This window comes from Nocardia huaxiensis, from assembly GCF_013744875.1.
In the GTDB taxonomy this organism is placed as follows: Bacteria; Actinomycetota; Actinomycetes; order Mycobacteriales; family Mycobacteriaceae; genus Nocardia; species Nocardia huaxiensis.
The window spans coordinates 3,381,523-3,402,648 of record NZ_CP059399.1; the positions used below are offsets into that span (position 1 = coordinate 3,381,523).

The 21,126-nt window shown below is 67.4% G+C and carries 19 protein-coding genes; 10 read left to right on the forward strand and 9 right to left on the reverse strand.

From position 1 onward, the window contains the following. The first annotated feature begins 53 nt into the window (after nt 1–53). Nucleotides 54–1,481 carry an amino acid permease gene (locus H0264_RS15010; protein WP_420832062.1) on the forward strand — a complete coding sequence of 476 codons (1,428 nt, stop codon included), beginning with the start codon at nt 54–56 and terminating at the stop codon, nt 1,479–1,481. A 30-nt stretch (nt 1,482–1,511) separates the two neighbouring features. On the opposite strand, the gene H0264_RS15015 is transcribed toward H0264_RS15010, so the two are convergent. Beyond that, complete coding sequence (locus H0264_RS15015) at nt 1,512–2,279, reverse strand: alpha/beta fold hydrolase (RefSeq protein ID WP_181584528.1); 768 nt, start codon at nt 2,277–2,279, stop codon at nt 1,512–1,514. Between the two features lie 45 nt (nt 2,280–2,324). On the opposite strand from H0264_RS15015, the gene H0264_RS15020 reads away from it, so the two are divergent. The 5 genes from H0264_RS15020 (at nt 2,325) to H0264_RS15040 (ending at nt 6,397) form a co-directional block, all read left to right on the forward strand. Then, nucleotides 2,325–2,711, forward strand: a complete 387-nt coding sequence (locus tag H0264_RS15020) for a MerR family transcriptional regulator (protein WP_231086807.1) — start codon at nt 2,325–2,327, stop codon at nt 2,709–2,711. 24 nt (nt 2,712–2,735) lie between these two features. Next, nucleotides 2,736–3,587 (forward strand): serine hydrolase domain-containing protein, encoded by an 852-nt coding sequence (locus H0264_RS15025; protein ID WP_338040150.1) that lies wholly within the window; start codon nt 2,736–2,738, stop codon nt 3,585–3,587. Between the two features lie 120 nt (nt 3,588–3,707). Beyond that, nucleotides 3,708–4,244: a DUF3145 domain-containing protein gene (locus H0264_RS15030; RefSeq protein ID WP_181584530.1), complete on the forward strand. Its 537-nt coding sequence runs from the start codon at nt 3,708–3,710 to the stop codon at nt 4,242–4,244. Between the two features lie 96 nt (nt 4,245–4,340). Beyond that, complete coding sequence (locus tag H0264_RS15035) at nt 4,341–4,760, forward strand: hypothetical protein (RefSeq protein WP_181584531.1); 420 nt, start codon at nt 4,341–4,343, stop codon at nt 4,758–4,760. 89 nt (nt 4,761–4,849) lie between these two features. Further along, a complete protein-coding gene (locus H0264_RS15040) occupies nt 4,850–6,397 on the forward strand; it encodes a hypothetical protein (RefSeq protein ID WP_181584532.1) in 1,548 nt (515 codons plus the stop codon). Between the two features lie 39 nt (nt 6,398–6,436). On the opposite strand, the gene H0264_RS15045 is transcribed toward H0264_RS15040, so the two are convergent. Together H0264_RS15045 and H0264_RS15050 are read right to left on the reverse strand one after the other, a co-directional pair. Beyond that, on the reverse strand, nt 6,437–6,595 hold the full coding sequence (locus tag H0264_RS15045) for a hypothetical protein (protein WP_181584533.1): 159 nt from the start codon (nt 6,593–6,595) through the stop codon (nt 6,437–6,439). 70 nt (nt 6,596–6,665) lie between these two features. Further along, a complete protein-coding gene (locus H0264_RS15050) occupies nt 6,666–9,764 on the reverse strand; it encodes a DUF4132 domain-containing protein (RefSeq protein ID WP_181584534.1) in 3,099 nt (1,032 codons plus the stop codon). Nucleotides 9,765–10,264: 500 nt separating this feature from the next. Between H0264_RS15050 and H0264_RS15055 the strand changes: the two genes are divergently transcribed. After that, nucleotides 10,265–10,585: a hypothetical protein gene (locus H0264_RS15055; protein WP_181584535.1), complete on the forward strand. Its 321-nt coding sequence runs from the start codon at nt 10,265–10,267 to the stop codon at nt 10,583–10,585. Nucleotides 10,586–10,673: 88 nt separating this feature from the next. On the opposite strand, the gene H0264_RS15060 is transcribed toward H0264_RS15055, so the two are convergent. From H0264_RS15060 to aceE, 6 genes are all read right to left on the reverse strand, one after another. Beyond that, nucleotides 10,674–12,104 carry an acyl-CoA carboxylase subunit beta gene (locus tag H0264_RS15060; RefSeq protein WP_181584536.1) on the reverse strand — a complete coding sequence of 477 codons (1,431 nt, stop codon included), beginning with the start codon at nt 12,102–12,104 and terminating at the stop codon, nt 10,674–10,676. Between the two features lie 154 nt (nt 12,105–12,258). Then, entirely contained in the window at nt 12,259–13,509 is a 1,251-nt protein-coding gene (locus H0264_RS15065; protein WP_181584537.1) for a KasA/KasB family beta-ketoacyl-ACP synthase, read from the reverse strand. Between the two features lie 8 nt (nt 13,510–13,517). Continuing rightward, nucleotides 13,518–13,820, reverse strand: a complete 303-nt coding sequence (acpM, locus tag H0264_RS15070) for a meromycolate extension acyl carrier protein AcpM (RefSeq protein WP_181584538.1) — start codon at nt 13,818–13,820, stop codon at nt 13,518–13,520. Nucleotides 13,821–13,925: 105 nt separating this feature from the next. Then, nucleotides 13,926–14,849: an ACP S-malonyltransferase gene (locus H0264_RS15075; protein ID WP_181584539.1), complete on the reverse strand. Its 924-nt coding sequence runs from the start codon at nt 14,847–14,849 to the stop codon at nt 13,926–13,928. Between the two features lie 127 nt (nt 14,850–14,976). Beyond that, a complete protein-coding gene (locus H0264_RS15080) occupies nt 14,977–16,275 on the reverse strand; it encodes a PucR family transcriptional regulator (protein WP_420832094.1) in 1,299 nt (432 codons plus the stop codon). A gap of 45 nt (nt 16,276–16,320) precedes the next feature. Further along, a complete protein-coding gene (gene aceE, locus H0264_RS15085) occupies nt 16,321–19,188 on the reverse strand; it encodes a pyruvate dehydrogenase (acetyl-transferring), homodimeric type (protein WP_181585567.1) in 2,868 nt (955 codons plus the stop codon). 334 nt (nt 19,189–19,522) lie between these two features. Here aceE and H0264_RS15090 point away from each other — a divergent pair, with 334 nt between their 5' ends. The 3 genes from H0264_RS15090 to H0264_RS15100 all read left to right on the forward strand — a co-directional run bounded on the left by H0264_RS15090 (nt 19,523) and on the right by H0264_RS15100 (nt 21,102). After that, a complete protein-coding gene (locus H0264_RS15090) occupies nt 19,523–19,957 on the forward strand; it encodes a hypothetical protein (protein ID WP_231086801.1) in 435 nt (144 codons plus the stop codon). 157 nt (nt 19,958–20,114) lie between these two features. Beyond that, the gene (locus H0264_RS15095; RefSeq protein ID WP_181585568.1) at nt 20,115–20,537 is read left to right on the forward strand and encodes a DUF3052 domain-containing protein; all 423 of its coding nucleotides are present in this window, start codon (nt 20,115–20,117) and stop codon (nt 20,535–20,537) included. 100 nt (nt 20,538–20,637) lie between these two features. Then, nucleotides 20,638–21,102 (forward strand): peroxiredoxin, encoded by a 465-nt coding sequence (locus H0264_RS15100; RefSeq protein ID WP_181584541.1) that lies wholly within the window; start codon nt 20,638–20,640, stop codon nt 21,100–21,102. The last annotated feature ends 24 nt before the right edge of the window (nt 21,103–21,126 follow it).

A 21,126-nucleotide genomic window follows, 5' to 3' on the forward strand; every position in this document is an offset into this window, starting at 1 on the left:
GACACGCACCCCATTCCCGGTCAGGGGCCGTTCACCGGGTAGCGTCGTGGTACGTGCCCGGACTCAAACCGATTACCACGTCATTGCTGCGTACCAAGCCCGTGGAACAGCTCGCCTCCGACGGTGAGCACACCGCGCTGCGCCGCAGCATGGGTCTCGTCTCGCTGATCGCGCTCTCGGTCGGAGCGACCCTGGGCACCGGCATCTTCGTGGTGCTCGGCGAGGCCGCGCCGCTGGCCGGGCCGGCGGTCGTCATCTCCTTCGCCGTGGCCGCGCTGGCCGCGCTGTTCTCGGCGCTGTCGTATGCGGAACTCGCGGGCGCGGTACCGGTCTCGGGCTCGGCCTACTCCTATACCTATGCCACGCTCGGCGAGATCGTGGCCTGGGTGTGCGGGTGGTGCCTGCTGCTCGAATACGGGGTGTCGGTGGCGGCCGTCGCCGTCGGGTGGGGGTCGTATCTGAACGAATTCCTCGACTCGACCATCGGCTGGCGGATTCCCGACGCGCTGGCCAGTGCGCCCAGCGAGGGCGGGATCATCAATATCCCGGCGGCCGTGGTGGTGCTCATCGCCACCGCCGTGCTGCTGGACGGCATTCGCGAGAGCGCCCGCGTCACCACCATCACCACCATGATCAAGATCGCGGTGCTGATCTTCTTCGTGGTCGTCGCCGTCACCGCCTTCAACTCCGACAACCTCCAGCCGTTCGCGCCCATGGGCGTGGCGGGCATCAGCGCGGCGGCGTCCATGGTGTTCTTCTCGTTCATCGGATTCGACGCCGCGTCGACCGCCGGTGAGGAAGCCAAGAACCCGCAGCGAGATTTGCCGCGCGCCATCATCATTTCGCTCGGCATCGTGACGCTGGTGTACGTGCTCGTCGCGCTCACCGCCGTGGCCGCCGTCGGCGTCGACGATGTGAGCAGCTCCGGGGCCTCGCTGGCGACGGTGCTGGAGCAGGTCACCGGAAAGGGCTGGCCCGCCACCATTCTGGCCGCGGGCGCGGTCGTGGCCATCGCGTCCGTGGTGCTCACCGTGCTCTACGGGCAGACCCGCATCCTGGTCGCCATGTCCCGCGACGGGCTCATGCCGCAGGTGCTGTCCCGCGTCGGCCGCAAGCGCGTGCCGACCATCAACACCCTGGTCGTCGGCGGCGTGGTGGCCGTGCTCTCCGCGCTCATTCCGCTCGGCGAGCTGGTGAACGCCACCAATATCGGCACCCTGGTGTCCTTCGCGCTGGTGAACATCGGCGTGCTGGTGCTGCGCCGCACCAAGCCCGACCTGCCCCGCACCTTCCGCACCCTGGTCCCGCTGGTGCCGATTCTCGGTGTGGGACTGTGCGTTTGGCTGCTCGGCCATCTGCCCGCCGTCACCTGGATGGCCTTCCTGCTGTGGTCGGCCGTCGGCCTGGTCGTCTACTTCGGCTACGGCCGCCGCCGCTCGGCGCTCAACCGCGCGGCGGTCCAGGAGACGGAGACCGTCTGAGCCGACCGTCCCCGTCGTTCCGGCGTGCGGTCACATGTGGGCGGTTGCCCTGGCCAGGAAGTCGAGCACGGCCGCATGCCAGGGGTTCGGCTGCTCGAGCATGAACACGTGCCCGCCGGGCAGTTCGATGTACTCGGCGCCCGGAATGCCCGCCGCCAGCTGCCGGGAGTTGGCGACATCGACCAGCAGATCCGCAGGCACCCCGGCCACCAGCGTGGGCACCGTCAGCCGTGCCAGATCCGCGGTGGTGTCCGCGATCGCGACCAGCGCGGCCTGCGCGGAGGTTCCGCCGGGCACCTGGGCTGCGGTGAATTCGAGCATGGCCGTGATCTGCTCGGCCGGAAGCGAATTCACGTACTCCGCGCTGAATCCGGTGAGCAGCGCGATACGGGCGAACGACTCCCGGTCACCGGCCGCCAGGGCGCGGCGCCACAGATCGGTGATCACCCGCGCCCGGTTGTCGGCCTTGGCGAAACCGGCGGCCAGGATCAGCGCGCCGACCCGGTCGGGATGCCGGACCGCCGCGCGCACGGCGACGGCGGTACCGAGCGAGTAGCCGATGATGGTGAACCGGTCCGCCCCGGCGGCCACGGCTTCGGCGACCAGTGCGTCGGCGAGTTCATCCAGATCCAGCACGGTGTCGTCGGCCGGATAGTCGGAGCCGATGACCGTATGGTGCTGCGCGAGCAGCGGAATCAGCGCACCGAAATTGGCGTCGATGCCGCCGCCCGCCCCGTGCGCGAGCACGATCGCGGGGCCGGAACCGGTGACTGTGGTGGTGAGTGGAATCGTCGTCATGGCGGCGACGTTAGGGATTGACATGAATGTGAAGGTCAAGCCGCTGTGCCCGGGATCACCATGCTGATCGGCGAACTGTCGCGCGCGACCGGCGTGAGCCCGCGCCTGCTGCGCTACTACGAGGAGCAGGGACTGCTTGCCTCGCAACGGGATTCGAACGGCTACCGGCTCTATTCCGAGCGCGCGGTGGAGCGGGTCGGGAAGATCCGGGAATTCCTCGACGCGGGCCTGCCCACCAGCGCAATTCACGATCTGCTGCCGTGTGCCATGGAAAGCAGTGTGCAGCACTGCGATATGTCGCGCGGCATCATCGACGACGGTCTGGCCCGGCTCGACGACGAGATCGCCGAACTCACCCGCAGGCGGTCGCTGCTGGCCCGGCACCAGGACTCCCTGCTGATCCAGCCGCGACGTCCCGGCCCGGGGGAGTAGCGCGAACGCGCCGGAGGCCGGTGCGTGCGCGGCCGTCCGCGCGCGTCTCGTAGGCTCGTGGGCGTGCGAGCGCTGGATCTGATGCGACAGTGGCCGGTTCCCCATGCGGCGGGCGGGGTGGTGATGACCGACAAGGGCGTCATCGACACCGAGGGCGATGTGGATCGGGTCTTCCGGCTCGCCTCGGTCACCAAACCCCTTGTGGCGTACGCGGTTCTGATCGCCATCGAGGAGGGCGCGATCGAACTGGACCAGCCCGCGGGCCCGCCGGGAGCCACCGTGCGGCATCTGCTGGCGCACACCTCCGGTCTGGCCTTCGACTCGCGTGAGGTGCTGGCCAAGCCCGGCGCCAAGCGCATCTACTCCAGCGCGGGCTTCGAGGTGCTGGCCGATTTCGTGGCCGAGCACACCGAGATCCCTTTCGACAGCTACCTGCACCAGGCGGTCTTCGAGCCGCTGGGTATGACGTCGTCGGTGCTGGCCGGGCCCGCCGGGCATGCCGCGCGCTCCTCGGTCGCCGATCTGCTGCGATTCGCTGAAGAATTGCTGAATCCCACTCTCGTGAGTGCGGAACTGTATGCCAAGGCGTCCACAGTGCAGTTCCCGGATCGCAATGGCGTACTCCCCGGCTACGGCTCGCAGCGGCCCAACGACTGGGGTCTGGGCTTCGAAATCCGCGATCACAAATTGCCGCATTGGACGGGTGGGGCGAACTCCCCACGGACATATGGACATTTCGGACAATCCGGTACTTTCCTGTGGGTCGATCCGGAAGTCGGCATGGCGTGTCTGGCCCTCGCGGACGAAAATTTCGGGGACTGGGCGCGGGCCGCGTGGCCGACCCTCAGTGACGCGGTGATCGCCGAGTTCGCGTAGCGCGCCGACACGTCCACCAAGCAACACACGTAACACCGGGCACTCCAGTACACTCGGGCAACGTCGGCTGTCAGGGGTCGTTGGGGAAGACGTCCCTCGTCGAAGCCGGAGGTGTCAGTGGTGCGCGCATCGAGTCAGTTCGCGGACGCGACGTCGGGTGTCGTCTACATCCATTCGTCGCCTGCCGCGCTGTGCCCGCACATCGAATGGGCGCTCACCTCCACCCTCAAGGCACCCGCCAAGCTGAGGTGGACGGGCCAGCCCGCCGCGCCCGGCGCCGCGCTGCGCGCCACCACCGACTGGTACGGCCCGGTGGGCACCGGCAGCCGGTTAGCCAATGCGTTGCGGGACTGGCCGGTGCTCACCTTCGAAGTGACCGAGGAACCCAGCGAGGGCGTCGACGGCGAGCGCTACAGCTTCGTCCCCGGCCTGGGCCTGTGGCACGGGGCCATGAGCGCCAACGGCGACGTCATGGTGGGGGAGATGCGGCTGCGCTCGATCGTCGCCGAAGCCCGGGCCCAGGGCCGCACCTCGGCCACCGACATCGCCGCCGAAATCGACCGCGCGCTCGGCACCGCCTGGGACGACGCGCTCGAGCCCTACCGCATGGGCGAGGAAGGCGCCGAGGTCACCTGGCTGCGCCGTGACGTCGGCTGAACCGGGTCACGCCGGACCGCCGGCCGCGACCGCTCCGCCCGCAGTGCCGTTCGGTCTGTAATGCTCCGAAGTACCCTGCCCCGGAAGGAGTTTCCCGTGACGCGGTGGACCCGAGGTCCGCTCACCCTGCTCGCCGCCGGTGTCCTGCTGCTGACGGCTTGTGACGACGATTCCCCCAGCGATGCCGCCAAGGCATCCACCACCACGACCGCGTCCGCACCGGCCACCAGCCCCGCGCCCTTCCCAGGGCCCGGCCACGAGATCGTGCACTGCGGCACCGGCCCCTGGGGACTCGCGGTCGTCGTCGCCACCGCCAAGGGAAACGAGTACTGCCCCACCGCGACCGCGGTCGCCGCCGCCTACGCCGCCGACCGCGACAAGCAGCCCGACGGCGACATCGCCGTCACCGTCGACAATATGCGCTGGGTGTGCGGCGAACGCCAGGGCGACCCCAACCCCTATCAGGAATGCGCCAGCCAGAACGAGTCCGCCGACCGGATCCGCCTGGTCTCCTGATCCGGTCACACCGCCCGAATCTCTGATCTGACGCTCAGGAACCCGTGCTAGGTTTCGCCGATCGTTTTCGGTTCGAATGGAGTGTTCGGGTGGGGCTGGGCAGTGTATGGCGGCGTGGTCGGAATGGATCGACGGCCGGGGACGGGGAGTGGGCGGCAGCGGAATACGATCTGTGGCAGTGGTTTCCGGAAGAGCTGGCGTGGCGGCTGTTCGTGCTGCCCGTCGACGGATTCTTCGTGCTGTCCTCGCGCGAGGGGGTGCGGTTCGGATACTTCCAGCGGACCGGCGACCGGCTGCGCGGTGAACTGGAAGCCGCGACGGGCTTTCGCGAGCAGTTCGAGGTGCGCTGGCCCGCCCGGTTCGAGGAGTTCGAGCGGCTCGCCGAACGCGTGGCCGCCGCGCTGCGCGCCGAATTCGGGCTGCGCCTGCCCATCGAAGCGGCCGCGGCCGCCTGGGTCGACGGAGACGAGCAGATCGACTGCGGGCCTTTGGGATACGCCTTCCCACCCGAAACCCTGCGCACCCTGAGCCCCGCCGACGCACTGCGCATGGTCCAGCTCGGACGCGAAAGCCTCGCCGCCGACAAGGATGTCGCCGCCTCCGACCAGGAACTGCGGCTCATCGCCGGCGAGGACTACCTGGAGCAGCACGGCATCGACATCCTGACCCGCCCCGGACCGGGCCGGCCGGTGCGCGAACGCACCGTCGACTTCATCGGCATGGACGGCCCCGACTGCCTCGCCGTACTCGACGTCTTCCTGGATCTCGATGGCGAGAACAAACTTCCGCGCCGCATCCGCCGAGAGTTCAACGGCCACACCCTGGAACAGGGCAACCCCGACTACACCCTCGCCATGATCCACCACGACCCGGACATGCGGGCCATCCTCCAGCGGCATCCCGAGCTCGCGGAGGCCCTGTCCCAGGGCCGGATTCGCGTCGACTACGCGCTCATGATCGTCGACTCCGGCAAACGCATGCGCTTCCACGACTTCACCGCGACTCCCGAGCCCGACCGACCGGCCGCCGCGCCCCAACAGGTTCCGGAGCTGCGCCCTGAATCCGGTTCCGCCGCAGCGCCGTCCCTCCCCTTCGACCCGTATCCTCTGCTACAGCCGGTCGATTGGCCGCATCGCAACCTGATCCCCAACTGGCCCAGCGCCTCCGGCAACGCCCCCATTATCGTGCTCACCGCCGACACCGGCGACGGCTACGCCATGCAGAGCTACGACCCCGCCGCTCCCGGCAACGACTTCCTGCTCCCCGCCGCCATAGCCCGCCTGTCCAGCCTCCAGCGCTACCCCTGGGAAACCGACGAACTCTACGGCCTCCCCGTAGCCAACTGCTCCGGCCACGACTTCGCCGCGGAAAAAGTTCTCGACCCCCGCGCCATGCAGGACGCCCACCACCTCCTCGACAGCCCCCGCCTCTGGGTCTCCACGCCCCGCCGCACCTGCCTCACCGCCGTCCCCTACGAACTCGACGAACGCCAGCTCATGGTCTTCCAACGCCTGGTCACCCTCACCTACGAAGACGACTCCTACGGCAACGCCCCCATCACCCCCGGCGCCTACCTGGTCGAGAACGGCCGCATCATCGACTTCGTGGAGGACGTGAACCTGCTCGGCGTCGGCTGAAATCCGTTGCACCACACCATCAGACGATGAGGCACAGGTTCAGTGCGATTCGGCGACCCGCAGCGATCCGAGGTCGCGGAGCAGCTCGGAGGCGTCGACCGGGTCCAGCCGGGCGAAGCCACCGGTCATGCTGACCCAGATCCGCTGCCAAGGGCGGGACAGCGGATCGCGCAGCGGAATACCGGGTTCGCAGACCATCCGGACGCACTGATCCCCGCGACGGTTTGCGGCAGATCCGCTGTGCCGCAACATTGTCCGGTGCGGCAGCTCAGGGTTGTGTGAGGACCCGCAGCGATCCGAGGTCGCGGAGCAGCTCGGAGGCTTCGATCGGGCTCAGGCGGGCGAAGTGGCCGACCATGCTGACCCAGATCCGCTGCTGCGGGCGTGAGAGCGGGTCCCGTCGCGGTATGCCGGGTTCGCACACGATGCGGGCGTACTGATTGCCATGGTCGAGTGGGCGGAACAGTTCCCCGAACGCGTCGCCGCCATCCGGCTGCGTCTCCCAGCCCCGAGTGCAGAGCCGCAGCAGTGAGCCCGTGCTGACAGTGAGATCGCGGAAACGCTCGACACCATCCGCCGCCTCGGGTGAGGCGGGCGGGAAGACCGCGCGGGCCAATTGCTCGAACGGTTGCAGAATCTCGTAGTCGGTGAACACCTCGGTCCAAGCGGGGACGGCGCCGCCGAGATCCAGGGGATGGGCGACACCCACCCGGACCGGTTCCGGGAGCGATACGGCGCGATCGGAGACATCGGCGTAGCTGCCGTCCTCGGCAATTCGGAAGGTGCGGAACGGTATTCCCGCATCGTCGTAGGTGGCCCACACCACCCGGCGAGCGAGCCGCGCGAGCAGCGGATGCGTGCCGAAGGTCTGCCGGTGCGCGGCGACCGGCCAGCGGCGACCCCGGACCATGGCACTCTCGAGCCGGCGGGCTTGTTCGCGCACTGCGCGTTTCATGCCTTTGCGAGCAGTCCGATAGCGGCGATGCGCCGCGCCCGCCGTGGGGGAATCGTCGGCGGCCGGCTTCGGCACCGCCCGGCGGCGGGCGCCCGGCGACCACGGTCCGTGCCCGGGGCGCACCGCGTCGAAGGTGTGCAGGTTCAGTTGATCGTCCAGCTGAACCAGGAAACCGCGTGGCCCATAATCCAATTCGAGCCTCCCACCGGCATCGAATCCGAAGGTGGGCGCCAGGCTGTCGAGTAAATCCTCCAGTGTGAGCTGAGCGCGAGCCGCGACCTGTTCGAGCCGCAGCCGCGCCGCGTCTCGGCAGGCCCACATTCCGGCCCGCTCCGAGAGCCGGTGCAGATGACGCAACGCACCCCGGGTGCCGATCGCGACCAGGGCATCGAGCCAGGACACGGCAAAGGAATCCAGGCTGTTGCTCGACCACATGTGGAGGTACAGCGCGATCCGGTCCGCTGTCTCGTCATCGCCGAGCAGGCCGACAGCGGTGAGCACCCAGTCGTCCTGCCACGGGAACTCCGCCAGGCGCCATTCCTCGAAGAGGGCCCAGGCGAATTCGGCCAGCGACGCAGGATCGACGAGCGACTTGATGCCGGGGATACCGGCAGGCTCGTTGTTCTGGGCGCTGTGGGCCGGCGGCCGCACAGGCTCGATCGGCTCCGCCGACTCCCCAGCCTCCAACAGCATGGCGACCTCCAGCGGCCGAGCCGTCCGTTCGTACGACGCCAGCAGCGACCCGAGTTCGATGATCGCGGAATCCGGTAGTGCCCTCCGGGTTTCGCGGAGGAAGACCGGTGGCAGCGTAGCCGGGTCGAACCACTCCGGGAGCCCCGAAGCCCGCGGCGCCGGTGGTTCCGGGCCGATGATCGCGGTGATCGCCGCACCCACCTCGGGTCCGAAAGCCAGTGCGGTGGACCTGATCCGCGCGCGGTGGTCGGCGCTCAGCGTGCGCAGTGCCGCCGTCGCCCTGCTGCGTTCGCCGGCGGAATCTGACAATGCGTCAGCGATCAGATCCGCTGCGGCAGTGCCGATATGACGATCGAACCACTCCAGAGCGCCCTCGCGTTCCGCCTTGCGGCGCAAGCCACCCGCCATCAGCCGAGTGATCTCCGTGCCGGTGAGTGCGCCCAGCGCCCGACCGAGTTCGGCCGGATTCTTCCGCAGCACAGGCAGCACGAATTCGACAGCGTCCGTATCGAATCGCCCGAGAATGCAGGTCAAGACCGAGACGGTGTCGTTCGACGCCAGATCGCGCCTGCTGTAGTCGAGCGCAGGTGGTGGTGTGCCGAGGTGTTCGAGCGCGATGTCCCCGTCCGCGCACGCCAGCAGGACCGCCAATCGGGTGGCATTCGGATGCGGACCGGCGAGTTCCCGGTCGACGGCCGCGCGCACATCGCCGTTCGCCCATTGCGGACGCCGGAACCGGGCTGCGGCCCACTCCTCCCGCTCGCCTTCCAACCAGGCAAGCGAAACAGGTTGCGGCTCATGAAAACCGGTCAGGACCACCCGGCGAACACGCCTCCCGGGCGGGGCGATCACAGTCCGCCGCAGTGCGGCGGGCACCTCGCGCACCGGGGCGACCCGATGATTCACCGGCGCACAACCGAACTCGGCCGCCAGCTCCGGATTCGCCCGCGCGTGCCGGAACCGCAGATGCCGGATGATGAGCGAGCTGCCACCGGCTTCGTTCAGCATGCGCATGGCTCGACGCGGAAAACGCTGCACCGCAGCGGTAATCGCCGACGTCACCGCCGTTCGGTCCGCGTGCTTCAGCAGTTGCGCGAATGCCTCGTCGGTCGGAAGCCACGCGAGCGCGTGCGCGTGCTCGCGCATCTCGTCCGGTTGTTTCGACTGCTCCAACAGCCGGCCCAGCACGAAGCCGCCCTCCGGCCCTACCCGCACGAGTGCCGAGTACAGCAGCGCGAACCCGTTCTGCACCCCCACCGAGGGGAACGCGAACCGCTCGACCAGTATTCGCAACTGTGCCACCGTGGTGATCGACGCACCGAGCAGATGGCGCTCGCAGATCCCGTCGTCACGGAATTCCGGCTCGTCATGCGCCAGATCCTCATCCACCCACCGCTGTTCGCCGGGCGCCAGCACCGAGGCGGCGATCCGCAGCTGCCACGGCGGCGTACCCTCCCGCGCCGCCGCCAGCCCGGCCACCAGCGTCCGGTACTCCTCCTCGGACAGAGCGGCTGTACCCCGCCGCAACTCATACAGCAGATCGGGCAGCCGAACCGCGTGAATCAGCCTGTCCCGCAGCTGATCCGGGTCGGCTCCGAGCAGCAACCGGCATTCGTGAACAGCGAACTCGGCCCCGGCCCGCGGCCCGAACCCCCACGCCGGGACAACCTGCCCCCACCACGAATCCGGTACCCGCCAAGCATCCTCGTCACCCCGCACTGTCCGACATCATCCCCACGATCGAGCGAATCCCTGCCCGACGAAAGTACCCCGCCGGGCACGGTCCGTACGCCGGCGGCGCGCCTGCCGGGCTGCTGCCTTGGGCCGGTCACGATGGAAATTTCCGAACAGGGCCGGATCGCGGGCGCAATGGATGATTGCTCGGCAACGGGGGTATACAGCCTGCGCCGCCGCCCGGAAACGGTGTCGTGTGCGCACTCGAGCGGGCCAAACGGCTGTCGGGAGCTTTCGGCGCGCTAGCGGACGCGAGCGGAAGCTCCCGTCATCCATCCCAGAGGGCTAGGCTGAATTCGGTTGCGAAAGTCGGCCCACTTCGATGGCACGGACCGTGACGTGATCGCACGACGTTCGGACAACTCTGCCCCCAGGGCTCAGCTGTTTGCAGTACCTCCAGCCGCTTCACCGTTGTCGCGGGTGATCCGTCGCCGCCGCCGAATCCCGAGATGCCGGTCCCACCACTGATAGGGGCTCGGTTCGTAATGGACCACACCTGGATCTCCGGAAATTCGATCGTGGTCGTTGCCGCTGCCGACCGGGTGGCCACCTACGGTTTGGATTGGGAGCAAGCCGTACGTCTGTTGCCCAGCATCGATACTCCCGACCTCCATGGCTGGCTGCGAGCGCACGGTGACACGAATGTGCTCGTGGTCCCCGGGGACGGCTGCCCGGCAGCGCTACGCGCCCTGCCGCACCGTGAAATCTGCATCCCCGCATTGGAATTCGCGTTGTTCGCCACCGTGCTGTCCGCGCGGCCGCCACGACCCTGCGCGCCTGTCATCGCGGCCGGACCCGCCGCCTGACAGCGCAGGTCCCCCTCCGGTGCGGGCGAACGCGAAGCGGGCGGTCACCCACCGGGTGACCGCCCGCTTCGCAGTGCCGTACCAGGAGTTACAGCGGAATGTTCTTGTTGTGCTGCGGCCGGGCCGGCGCGGCGGCCAGGGCTGCGGCGAGGGTGGAGCGGGTCTTGGCGGGGTCGATGACCTCGTCCACGACGCCGATCGAAATCGCACGCTGCACGCCACCGGCGATCTTCTCGTGCTCGGCGGTGAGGCGCTCGAGCATGGCCTCGCGCTCCTCCTCGGGAGCAGCCGCGAGCGCCTTCTTGTGCAGGATGCCGACCGCGGCCTTGGCGCCCATGACGGCGACCTCCGAACCGGGCCAGGCGTAGACGGCGGTAGCGCCGAGCGCGCGGGCGTTCATGGCGATGTAGGCGCCGCCGTAGATCTTGCGGGTCACCAGCGTGACGCGGGGGACGCGCGCTTCGGCGAAGGCGTGCAACAGTTTCGCGCCGCGGCGCACCACGCCCTCGAACTCCTGCGAAACGCCCGGCAGGTACCCCGGAACGTCGGTGACGACGATCAGCGGAATGCCGAAGGCATTGCACAGGCGCACGAAACGCGAAGCCTTCTCGGCACTTTCGGAGTTGAGGCAGCCGCCCAGGCGAATCGGGTTGTTGGCCAGCACACCCACGGTGCGGCCACCGAGCCGGCCGAGACCGACCACCATGGAGCGGGCATACCCGCCCTGCAATTCCTCGAAAGTGCTTTCGCCGTCGACATTGTCGAGCAGCTCGTTGATGATCGGCTTGACGTCGTAGGCGCGCTTGGCCGACTCCGGCATCATGGCCTTCAGGTCCACGTCACCGTGTTCGGCTGCGGCCAAATCGAATTCGCCCTGCTCGGCGAACATCGACACCAGCCGGCGCGCGCGGTGCATGGCATCGGATTCGTCATCGGCGACGATGTGGCAGACACCGGACTTCTTGCCGTGCGTGACCGGGCCACCCAGGGTCGCCATGTCCACGCTCTCGCCGGTCACCGTCTTGACGATGTCCGGACCGGTGACGAAGACGCGGCCTTCCGGGGCCATGATCACGATATCGGTCAGGGCCGGACCGTAGGCGGCGCCACCGGCGGCGAAGCCGAGCACCACGGAAATCTGCGGCACCTGGCCGGACGCGCGGACCATGGCCTCGAAGACCAGGCCGACGGCGTGCAGCGCCTCGACGCCTTCGGCGAGGCGCGCGCCTCCCGAATGCCACAGTCCGACAACGGGAATCTTGGAGTCGATGGCGGTATCGATCGCATCGACAATGTGTTTGCAACCCTCGACGCCCATGGCGCCACCCATGACGGTGGCATCGGAGCAGTAGGCCACGGTGCGCACACCGTCGACCTCGCCGATGGCGGCCAGCACGCCGGACTTGTCACGCGGGTGCAGCGGCAGCACGGTTCCGGGATCGAAGAAGCGCTGCAGGCGACCCAGCGGGTCACGGGGATCGGTCGTGGTGTCCGCGTGCGCGGGGGCCATGATGGTCATCGCAAACTCTCCTCAGAAAAAGGAAGTGCGGTCGCCGAAGCGGCTGCGAAATGTCGAAGTCCCGGCAGGGAATTCAGATGCGAGATCTCCATCTGAAGATCCCCTGCCGGGACCGCTTGTCTATCGACCGGTGTAGAGAAGTACTGCTCGGTGATCAGTACCGGCCGAAGGCGAGCGCGACATTGTGCCCACCGAAACCGAAAGAGTTGTTGATCGCGTACTCGATGTCCTGGTGCCGGGCGACGCCGTGCACCACATCGAGATCGATCTCCGGATCCTGGTTCTCCAGGTTCAGCGTCGGCGGGACGATGCCGTCCCGGATGCTGAGGACCGTGAGCACCGACTCGAGAGCGCCGACAGCGCCGATCGAGTGGCCCAGGGCGGACTTGGGCGCGTACACCGACGCATGCTGCACCCCGGCCTTGTGAATCGCGTTGGCCTCGGCGGTGTCGCCGACGGGGGTGGCGGTCGCATGCGCGTTGACGTGCGTGACGTCCTTGGGCGACAGCCCCGCGGTCTGCATGGCGCGCTGCATGGCGCGCGCCGCGCCGGAACCCTCGGGATCCGGGGCAACCAGGTGGAAGCCGTCGGAGGTGATGCCCGCACCCAGCAGACGCGCGTGGATGGTGGCACCGCGGGCCTTGGCGTGCTCCTCGGTCTCGATGACCATGAGCGCACCCGCCTCACCGAAGACGAAGCCGTCGCGGTCCTTGTCGAACGGACGCGAAGCGCTCTTCGGATCGTCGTTGCGGGTCGACATGGCGCGCATCATCGAGAATGCCGCGATCGGCACCGAATCGATGAAGCCTTCGACGCCACCGGTGACGACCATGTCGGCGTCACCCATGACGATCATCCGCCACGCATTCGCGATGGCCTCCGAACCCGACGAACACGCCGAGACCGGAGTGATCACTCCTGCCCGAGCCTGGAGTTCGAGACCCACAACAGCGGACGGACCATTCGGCATGACCATCTGAACAGCCAGCGGCGAGATCTTGCGGTAGCCGCCGTTCTTCAGCTTGTCGACCGAGTCGATGAGGGCATCGCCGCCGCCGAGACCGGTGCCGATGGCGACACCCAGACGCAGCGGGTCGACCTCCGGGCTGCCGGCGTTCTTCCACACCTCGCGACCGAGGACGGTCGCCAGCCGCTCGACATACGCCATACGGCGGATCTCGACCCGGCTGAGCAGCGTGTCCGGGGACACCTTCAGGTGGCCACCGATACGGACCGGAAGGTCGTACTCCTCGACGAAGTCGTCCTCGAGGACATCGATGCCGCTCTCGCCGTTGAGGAGGCCCTTCCACGTCGCATCGACATCACCAGCGATCGACGTGGTCGCCGCCAGGCTAGTTACGACGACGTTGGGAAAGTTCCCGTTCAAGGTGGAAGGAGTGGTCACAGTAGGTCCTATTCGGCTTCGCCGAACTTGGCCTTCAGCTCCGCAGCCGCGTCGGCGTTCTCGGCCTCGAGCTTCTGGATGTAGGACACCGCGTCGCCGACGGTCTTCAGGCTGGCGAGATCCTCGTCCGGGATCTTCACGCCGTACTTGTCCTCGGTCTGCACGGCGATCTCGACCATCGACAGCGAGTCGATGTCCAGGTCATCGACGAAAGACTTCTCGATCGTCACTTCGGAGGGCTCGATACCGGTCACCTCTTCGATGATCTTGCCGAGCTCTTCGACGATCTGTTCCTGGGTCAGAGCGGCCACTGTGGTGGCTCCCTTCTTGATGCTGTTGGTGGTGTCGGATTGATTTGTGCTTGCGGCCGAAGATCTTTGCCCCATCGCCATTGGTGGAGCGGGCCGCGAGTCAAGCTAGCTGGTGACGGTCAGTTGAGCCAGTTCAGCCAGCGCGGGGAGTTCCGCGGGTGTCTTCAGCGCCAGGTTCGGGGTGCCCTTGAGCTCCCGCTTGGCGATGCCGACCAGGGTGCCCGCGGGCGGCAACTCTGCCACCCCGGAAACACCTGCCGCACGGACGGTTTCGGTGCACAGGTCCCAGCGCACGGGCCGGGTGACCTGAGCCGCGAGCTTCTCGACCGCATCCTTACCGGATACGACCGGCTGCCCGTCGAAGTTCGACAGCAGCACCCGCGTGGGCTCGCCAGGCGCAATCTTGGCGATAGCCGCGGCCACGGCGTCCTGGGCAGGAGCCATGAACCGAGTATGGAAGGCGCCGGCCACAGGCAGGGCCCGGATACGGGCCTTCTCGGGCGGGTTCGCGGCGAGTTCCGCGAGCGCGTCCAGCCTACCGGCCGCCACGATCTGGCCCACCGCATTGCGGTTGGCCGGGATCAGGTCGAGTTCCTCGAGCCGCGCGAGCACGGCGGATTCGTCACCGCCGAGCACCGCGGACATACCCGTCGGCTCGAGTGCGCAAGCTTTGGCCATCTCCGCTCCGCGGATGGCGGCCAGTGCCACCGCGTCGTCGGCGGAGAGGACTCCGGCGACGGCAGCGGCGGCGAATTCGCCGACCGAGTGTCCGGCGACGATGGTATCCGCGGGAAGGGTTTCCTGCGGGATTTCCGCGAAAGCCAAAAGGGCAGCCGCGACGACCAGCGGCTGAGTCACAGCCGTGTCGACGATCTCTTCAGCGGTCGCAGTGGTGCCCAACCGCAGCAGGTCCAGCCCGGAGGCGTTCGACCACGCATCGATGCGGGCAGCCGCACCGGGGAGTTCGAGCCACGGGGCGAGCATGCCGGGTGTCTGAGAGCCCTGTCCAGGGGCGAACAACGCGATCACGCCTCTAAGAGAACACTGTGATGTGGCTCCCCGAAGATGTCGGCACGAATGAACCATGCGGAGCAGTTTTGTGGGGAGTCCACAAAAGCGCAAGTCGCTCGCCGGGATCGTCCGATTTGGGGAAGCGTTACATCCCATCTTTCGGATCTGTGACGGGAGTCACTCCAGTGGCAGGTGAGGGTGGTTCGTTACGGGTTCGTGTCAGCCGGCCTACTGTGGCAGCGACCCGGAGCACGTAGGCATCACGCGGATTGACCGGATCCCGGCCCGTGATGTCGGCGATTTTCTTCAGCCGGTAGCGCACCGTATTTGGATGAACGTACAGCAGACGGGCGCAGGTCTCGACGGCTCCGCCGCAGTCCAGATACGCGTCCAGAGTGTCCGACAAATCAGCGCTGGCGGCGGCCAACGGTAGCACGAGGTGCTCGTTGAGGGCGTCAATGGCGGCCCGGTCGCCCAGCAGGGCGCGTTCGGGTAGGAGCTCGGAGGCGTTCACCGGGCGGGGCGCGCCGCGCCAGCCCACCACGGCCTCCATTCCGGCCATCGCCTCTATCGAGCTGTAGTGCGCGGCCGACAGCGTGCGCATGGTCGGACCGATCACGACGGGTCCGTCGGAGAAGGCCTCGGCGAGGATGTCGGCGAGGAACGGAGACGGATACATCGTCTCCCCAAGATGTCCGCTGACTACCATTACCAGCCGCGAACCCTGCACCACCGCGAGTGCTTTGCGGCCGTGCCGGGCGGCCACCGCATGTACGGATCCCACAACGGCGACCTGATCTTTGGGAGGCGTCCCAACCAGGACCGTCGCCGGGGCAGTGGCATCCCAGTTGAGAGTGGCCGCGCGCGAGAGCATTTCCGGGCCGGTGTCGCCGCGCACCACGGCGTCGACGACGAGAGCTTCCAATCGGGTGTCCCACGCGCCCCGGGATTCGGCGGCGCTCGCGTACACCGAGGCGGCCGCGAAACCGAGCTCACGCCCGTACCGCAGCACCGCCTCGGTGAGCGCCACCAGTTGCCGATCATTGCGAGCCAACGCGGGCAGCCACTGTTCGAAGAACTCCATGGCCACCCGGACCATGTCGACGGTCTGGCGCAGCGTGAGCCGCCGCGCCAGATCGTCCGGGATGACTTGGAAGGCATCAAGGGAGAACCGGATATCCGATTCCGGATCCTGCAGCCATTCCAGGAAGTTCACCACCGCCGTCTGCACCAGCATCTGCACGCCGGCCCGCTGGGCGGCATCCAGATTGGCGAAGAACGGCAGCCGATCCTGCATGGACGCAACAGCTTCGGTCGACAGGCGACCGGAGAACTGCTTGACCCGCTTCAGAAGAGTGTCCGGAAGCGGATCGCGCGTCTGCCGATTCGGGGAGAGCGCGCCGGTGGGGAGGTACACCTCGTGTTCGGAGGAGCCTTCGTTGATCCGGCGCGGCCTCGGCGGTTTACGTTCCACGGTATTAATCGTGCGTTATGCGTCGCCGCCCTCGGTACCGGGTGCCGCCTTCGGCGCGGCGTTCACATCGTCGATGCGGTAGCGGGCCGCGGCCTCGGCCACCGTCGCCTGCGCGACCCTGCCCTGCGCGGCCAGCGCCTGCAGCGCGCCCACCACGATGGACTGGGCATCGACATTGAACACGCGCCGCGCGGCCGGACGGGTGTCGGAGAAACCGAAACCGTCCGTGCCCAGGGTGACGAACTCGCCCGGCACCCACTGGCGGATCTGATCCGGCACCGCCCGCATCCAGTCCGACGCCGCCACGAAGGCCCCGCCCTGCGGCAGCACCCGGGTGACATACGGCAGGCCCGGATCCTGGTCCGGGTGGCGCAGTTTCGCGATCTCCTTGGCCAGGGCCTCCTTGCGGAGCTCACCCCACGAGGTCGCCGACCAGACATCGGCCTGCACACCCCACTCCTGCGCCAGCATCTCCTGCGCGCGCAGGCCGTCGGGCATGGTGACGCCCGAGACCAGGATGTTCGCGCGCAGCTCGCCCGCAGCGCCCGGCTTGAAGAGGTAGAGGCCCTGCAACAGGCCCTCCACATCCAGGTTGTCGGGCTCGGCCGGCTGCTGCTGCGGCTCGTTGTAGAGGGTGATGTAGTAGAAGATGTCCTCGCCGCCGAACTCGTGGTGCTGCGAGTGCGCCTCGGGATCGGTGCCCGGCAGGGCCTCCTGGTAGCCGGAGCTGAGGCCGCCGCCGTACATGCGGCGCATGCCGTCCCGCACGATGTGGGCGATCTCGAAGGCGAACGCCGGATCGTAGGGGACGCACGCCGGGTTGGTCGACGCCAGCAGCAGCGAGTGACCGTCGTTGTGCTGCAAGCCTTCACCGGTCAGCGTGGTGCGACCGGCCGTCGCGCCGAGCACGAAACCGCGCGCCATCTGATCCGCCGCCGCCCAGATGCCGTCGCCGGTGCGCTGGAAACCGAACATCGAATAGAAGATGTAGAGCGGGATCATCGGCTCGCCGTGTGTGGCGTAGGAGGTGCCGACCGCGGTGAAGCTCGAGGTCGAACCGGCCTCGTTGATGCCCTCGTGCAGGATCTGGCCGACACTCGATTCCTTGTAGGCGAGCATCAGTTCCGCGTCGACCGAGGTGTAGAGCTGGCCGTTGCGGTTGTAGATCTTCAGCGACGGGAACCACGAGTCCATGCCGAAGGTGCGGGCCTCGTCCGGAATGATCGGCACGATGCGCTTGCCGATCTCCTTGTCGCGCAACAGTTCCTTCATGAGACGCACGAAGGCCATGGTGGTGGCGACGCTCTGCTTGCCCGAACCCTTGCGGATCGCGCGGTAGGGCTCGTCACCGGGCAGCGCTAGCGGCTTGGCCTTGGTGCGGCGCTCGGGCAGGAAACCGCCCAGGTTCTGGCGGCGGCCCATCATGTACTGGATTTCCGGGGCGTCCATGCCGGGGTGGTAGTACGGCGGCAGGTACGGGTTGGCTTCCAGCTGCTCGTCGGTGATCGGAATGCGCTGCACGTCGCGGAACGCCTTCAGATCGTCGAGGGTCATCTTCTTCATCTGGTGCGTGGCATTGCGGGCCTCGAAGTGCTTGCCCAGGCCGTAGCCCTTGATGGTCTTGGCCAGAATGACCGTCGGCTGTCCCTTGTGCGCCATCGCCGCCGCGTACGCCGCGTAGATCTTGCGGTAGTCGTGACCGCCGCGCTTGAGGTTCCAGATGTCGCCGTCGGACAGGCCCTTGACCAGTTCCTTGGTGCGCGGGTCGCGACCGAAGAAGTGTTCGCGCACGTAGGCGCCGTCATTGGCCTTGTAGGTCTGGTAGTCGCCGTCGGGCGTGGTGTTCATGAGGTTGACCAGCGCGCCGTCGCGGTCGGCCTGCAGCAGGGAATCCCACTCGCGGCCCCACACCACCTTGATGACATTCCAGCCGGCGCCGCGGAAGAACGACTCCAGCTCCTGAATGATCTTGCCGTTGCCGCGCACCGGGCCGTCGAGGCGCTGCAGGTTGCAGTTGATGACGAAGGTCAGGTTGTCCAGGCCCTCGTTGGCCGCGACCTGGATGAGGCCGCGCGATTCCGGCTCGTCCATCTCGCCGTCGCCGAGGAACGCCCACACATGCTGATCCGAGGTGTCCTTGATGCCGCGGTCGTGCAGGTAGTGGTTGAAACGCGCCTGGTAGATGGCGTTCATCGGGCCCAGACCCATGGAGACCGTGGGGAATTCCCAGAAGTCGGGCATGAGCCGCGGGTGCGGGTAGGAGGACAGGCCGTGGCCGGGACCGCCGTGCGAGTACTCCTGGCGGAAGCCGTCCATCTGGTCTTCGGTGAGACGGCCCTCCAGGAACGCGCGCGCGTAGATGCCGGGGGAGGCGTGGCCCTGCACGAAGATCTGGTCGCCGCCGCCCGCGTGGTCCTTGCCGCGGAAGAAGTGGTTGAAACCCACCTCGTACAGCGCCGACGAGGACGCGTAGGTCGAAATATGGCCGCCCACACCGATACCCGGCCGCTGGGCGCGATGCACCATGACGGCGGCATTCCAGCGGATGTAGGCGCGGAAGCGGCGCTCGGTCTCCTCGTCGCCGGGGAACCAGGGCTCGTTCTCGGTGGGGATGGTGTTGACGTAGTCGGTCGAAGTCAGCGAAGGAATGGCGACTCGGCGTTCACCGGCGCGTTCCAGCAGGCGCAGCATGAGGTAGCGGGCGCGGCCCGGTCCTTCTCGCTGCAGCATCTCGTCGAAAGAGTCGAGCCATTCGCTGGTTTCCTCCGGATCGATGTCCGGAAGGTATGACGCCACCCCCTCGCGAATCACTCGAACCCGGCCCCCCGCCGGGCGGTTCGGTGCCGTGCCGTTTGTGGGACTCGACGAAGAAATCGGGTGCATCAGGTCGGTCAAGACGTTAGCTCCTCGTACACAGGGGTGGGACATCTGATGGCGTCATTACCCCGGGTAACCGCTGGTGGACGGCATACCCGTAACGATTGTTCTGGGGCGCACCTCACATCCTTGTCGAGAGTGCGTCCCAGGTCATCATGTCAGCCGAGAATCCAGTACGGTTCTCCAGGGAACCGGCCTTGGCGAAACGGGGAGGACGATGAAGCTGCTGAACCCACGTGGGTTCGGGATGTTGTGCACTGCGACGGCAGTCACTGCCGGGCTAGTTCTCGCAGGTTGCGCCAACGAGGTCGAGGGTACGCCGACGTTCAGCGAGGTCGAGGTGACCTCGTACAAGGCCGAAGCGTCGGCTTCCTCGGCGGCGGCGACGTCCTCGCGGCAGGCCGCGGCGCAGGCGCAATCGATCAGCGACAACTGCACGCCGTTCCGCAAAACCACGGGCACGGCTGTGGATCGCTACAACGAATTCGTCGACGCGCACGACGGAAACACCGCTGACCAGGCCGCCAAGCGGGACACCGCAGCGAACGCTTTGGACGATGCCGCACGCACGGTGGAATCACAGCTCACCTCGACCGGTGGTGCGCTGCCGGCGGATCTTTCGAAGAAGTTCACCGACTATGTGGCGGCGGCGCGGGCTTTGGCCGGCGCGGTGCGGCAGATGTCGAGCACCTCCAATGTCGGACCTCTCAATGACGCGAGCCGCGCTGTGAACGACACGCTCAACGCGGTGCGGGACGCCTGCCCGGCCAAGTGACGGACTCGATCGGCGGCTGACACAGGCCGTTCGGCGCGCTGACACAGGTCTCACATACGACATTTAGGGTGCGATTTCGGCGGATCGGCTTGCGCTGGACGCGTTTACCATGTTCGCTTGCAACTACCTATTGTCGGGAGTTGAGGAGGACACCACCGTGGTCGCCGCGGCGGACGCGCAGAACTACGCTCAGAAGCTTGGCATTGCACACGGAATGGTGGTCCAGGAGCTGGGCTGGGACGAGGATACCGACGACGACTTGCGGGCGGGTATCGAGGAAACCATCGGTTCCGAGCTGCTGGACGAAGACACCGACGAGGTCGTCGATGTCGTCCTGCTCTGGTGGCGAGACGGAGATGGAGACCTGGTAGACGAACTCATGGATGTCGTCTCCCCGCTCTCCGACGACGGTGTCGTCTGGGTTCTCACCCCCAAGACCGGTCAGTCCGGCCATGTGGATCCCTCCGAAATCGCGGAGTCCGCCACCCCTGCCGGCCTGACGTCCACCACCCCCGTGAGCCTCGGCACCTGGACCGGTACCAAACTCACTCAGCCCAAGACGCCTTCGAAGCAGCGCTGACCGCTTCGCTAAGGTTTCTTCGAACGGGCAACGGTTTTCGCTCGGACGGCGCGCACTGCTGCGCCGTCCGCGAAAGCGCGACAGGATGGAGGGTCCCCGCATGCCGCTAGAGGTCGGCACGGTCGCACCGGACTTCACACTCAAGGACCAGAACAACCAAGAGGTCACCCTCTCCTCCTACCGAGGCGAAAAGAACGTCCTCCTGGTCTTCTACCCCCTCGCCTTCACCGGCATCTGCCAAGGCGAACTCTGCAAGGTCCGCGACGAACTCCCCAAGTTCCAGAACGACAACGCCGAGATCCTGGCCATCTCCGTAGGCCCGCCGCCCACCCACAAGATCTGGGCCGCCGAACAGGGCTACACCTTCCCCCTCCTCTCCGACTTCTGGCCGCACGGCGCGGTGGCCCAGCAGTACGGCGTCTTCAACGAAAAATCCGGCTACCCCAACCGCGGAACCTTCGTCGTAGACAAGGACGGCATCATCCAGTTCGCCGAAATGAACGGCCCCGGCGAGCCCCGTGACCAGCAAGCTTGGGAAAAAGCCCTCGCCGCACTAGATTCATAACCCGTTGCCCCGGAAGCCCGGGGC

Excerpts from the sequence above, each read along its gene's own strand:
- H0264_RS15015 (WP_181584528.1), bottom strand. The coding sequence starts at position 2,279 with ATGACGACGATTCCACTCACCACCACAGTCACCGGTTCCGGCCCCGCG.
- H0264_RS15045 (WP_181584533.1), bottom strand. The coding sequence starts at position 6,595 with ATGGTCTGCGAACCCGGTATTCCGCTGCGCGATCCGCTGTCCCGCCCT.
- H0264_RS15055 (WP_181584535.1), top strand. The coding sequence starts at position 10,265 with ATGGACCACACCTGGATCTCCGGAAATTCGATCGTGGTCGTTGCCGCT.
- H0264_RS15060 (WP_181584536.1), bottom strand. The coding sequence starts at position 12,104 with ATGACCATCATGGCCCCCGCGCACGCGGACACCACGACCGATCCCCGT.
- aceE (WP_181585567.1), bottom strand. The coding sequence starts at position 19,188 with ATGCACCCGATTTCTTCGTCGAGTCCCACAAACGGCACGGCACCGAAC.
- H0264_RS15100 (WP_181584541.1), top strand. The coding sequence starts at position 20,638 with ATGCCGCTAGAGGTCGGCACGGTCGCACCGGACTTCACACTCAAGGAC.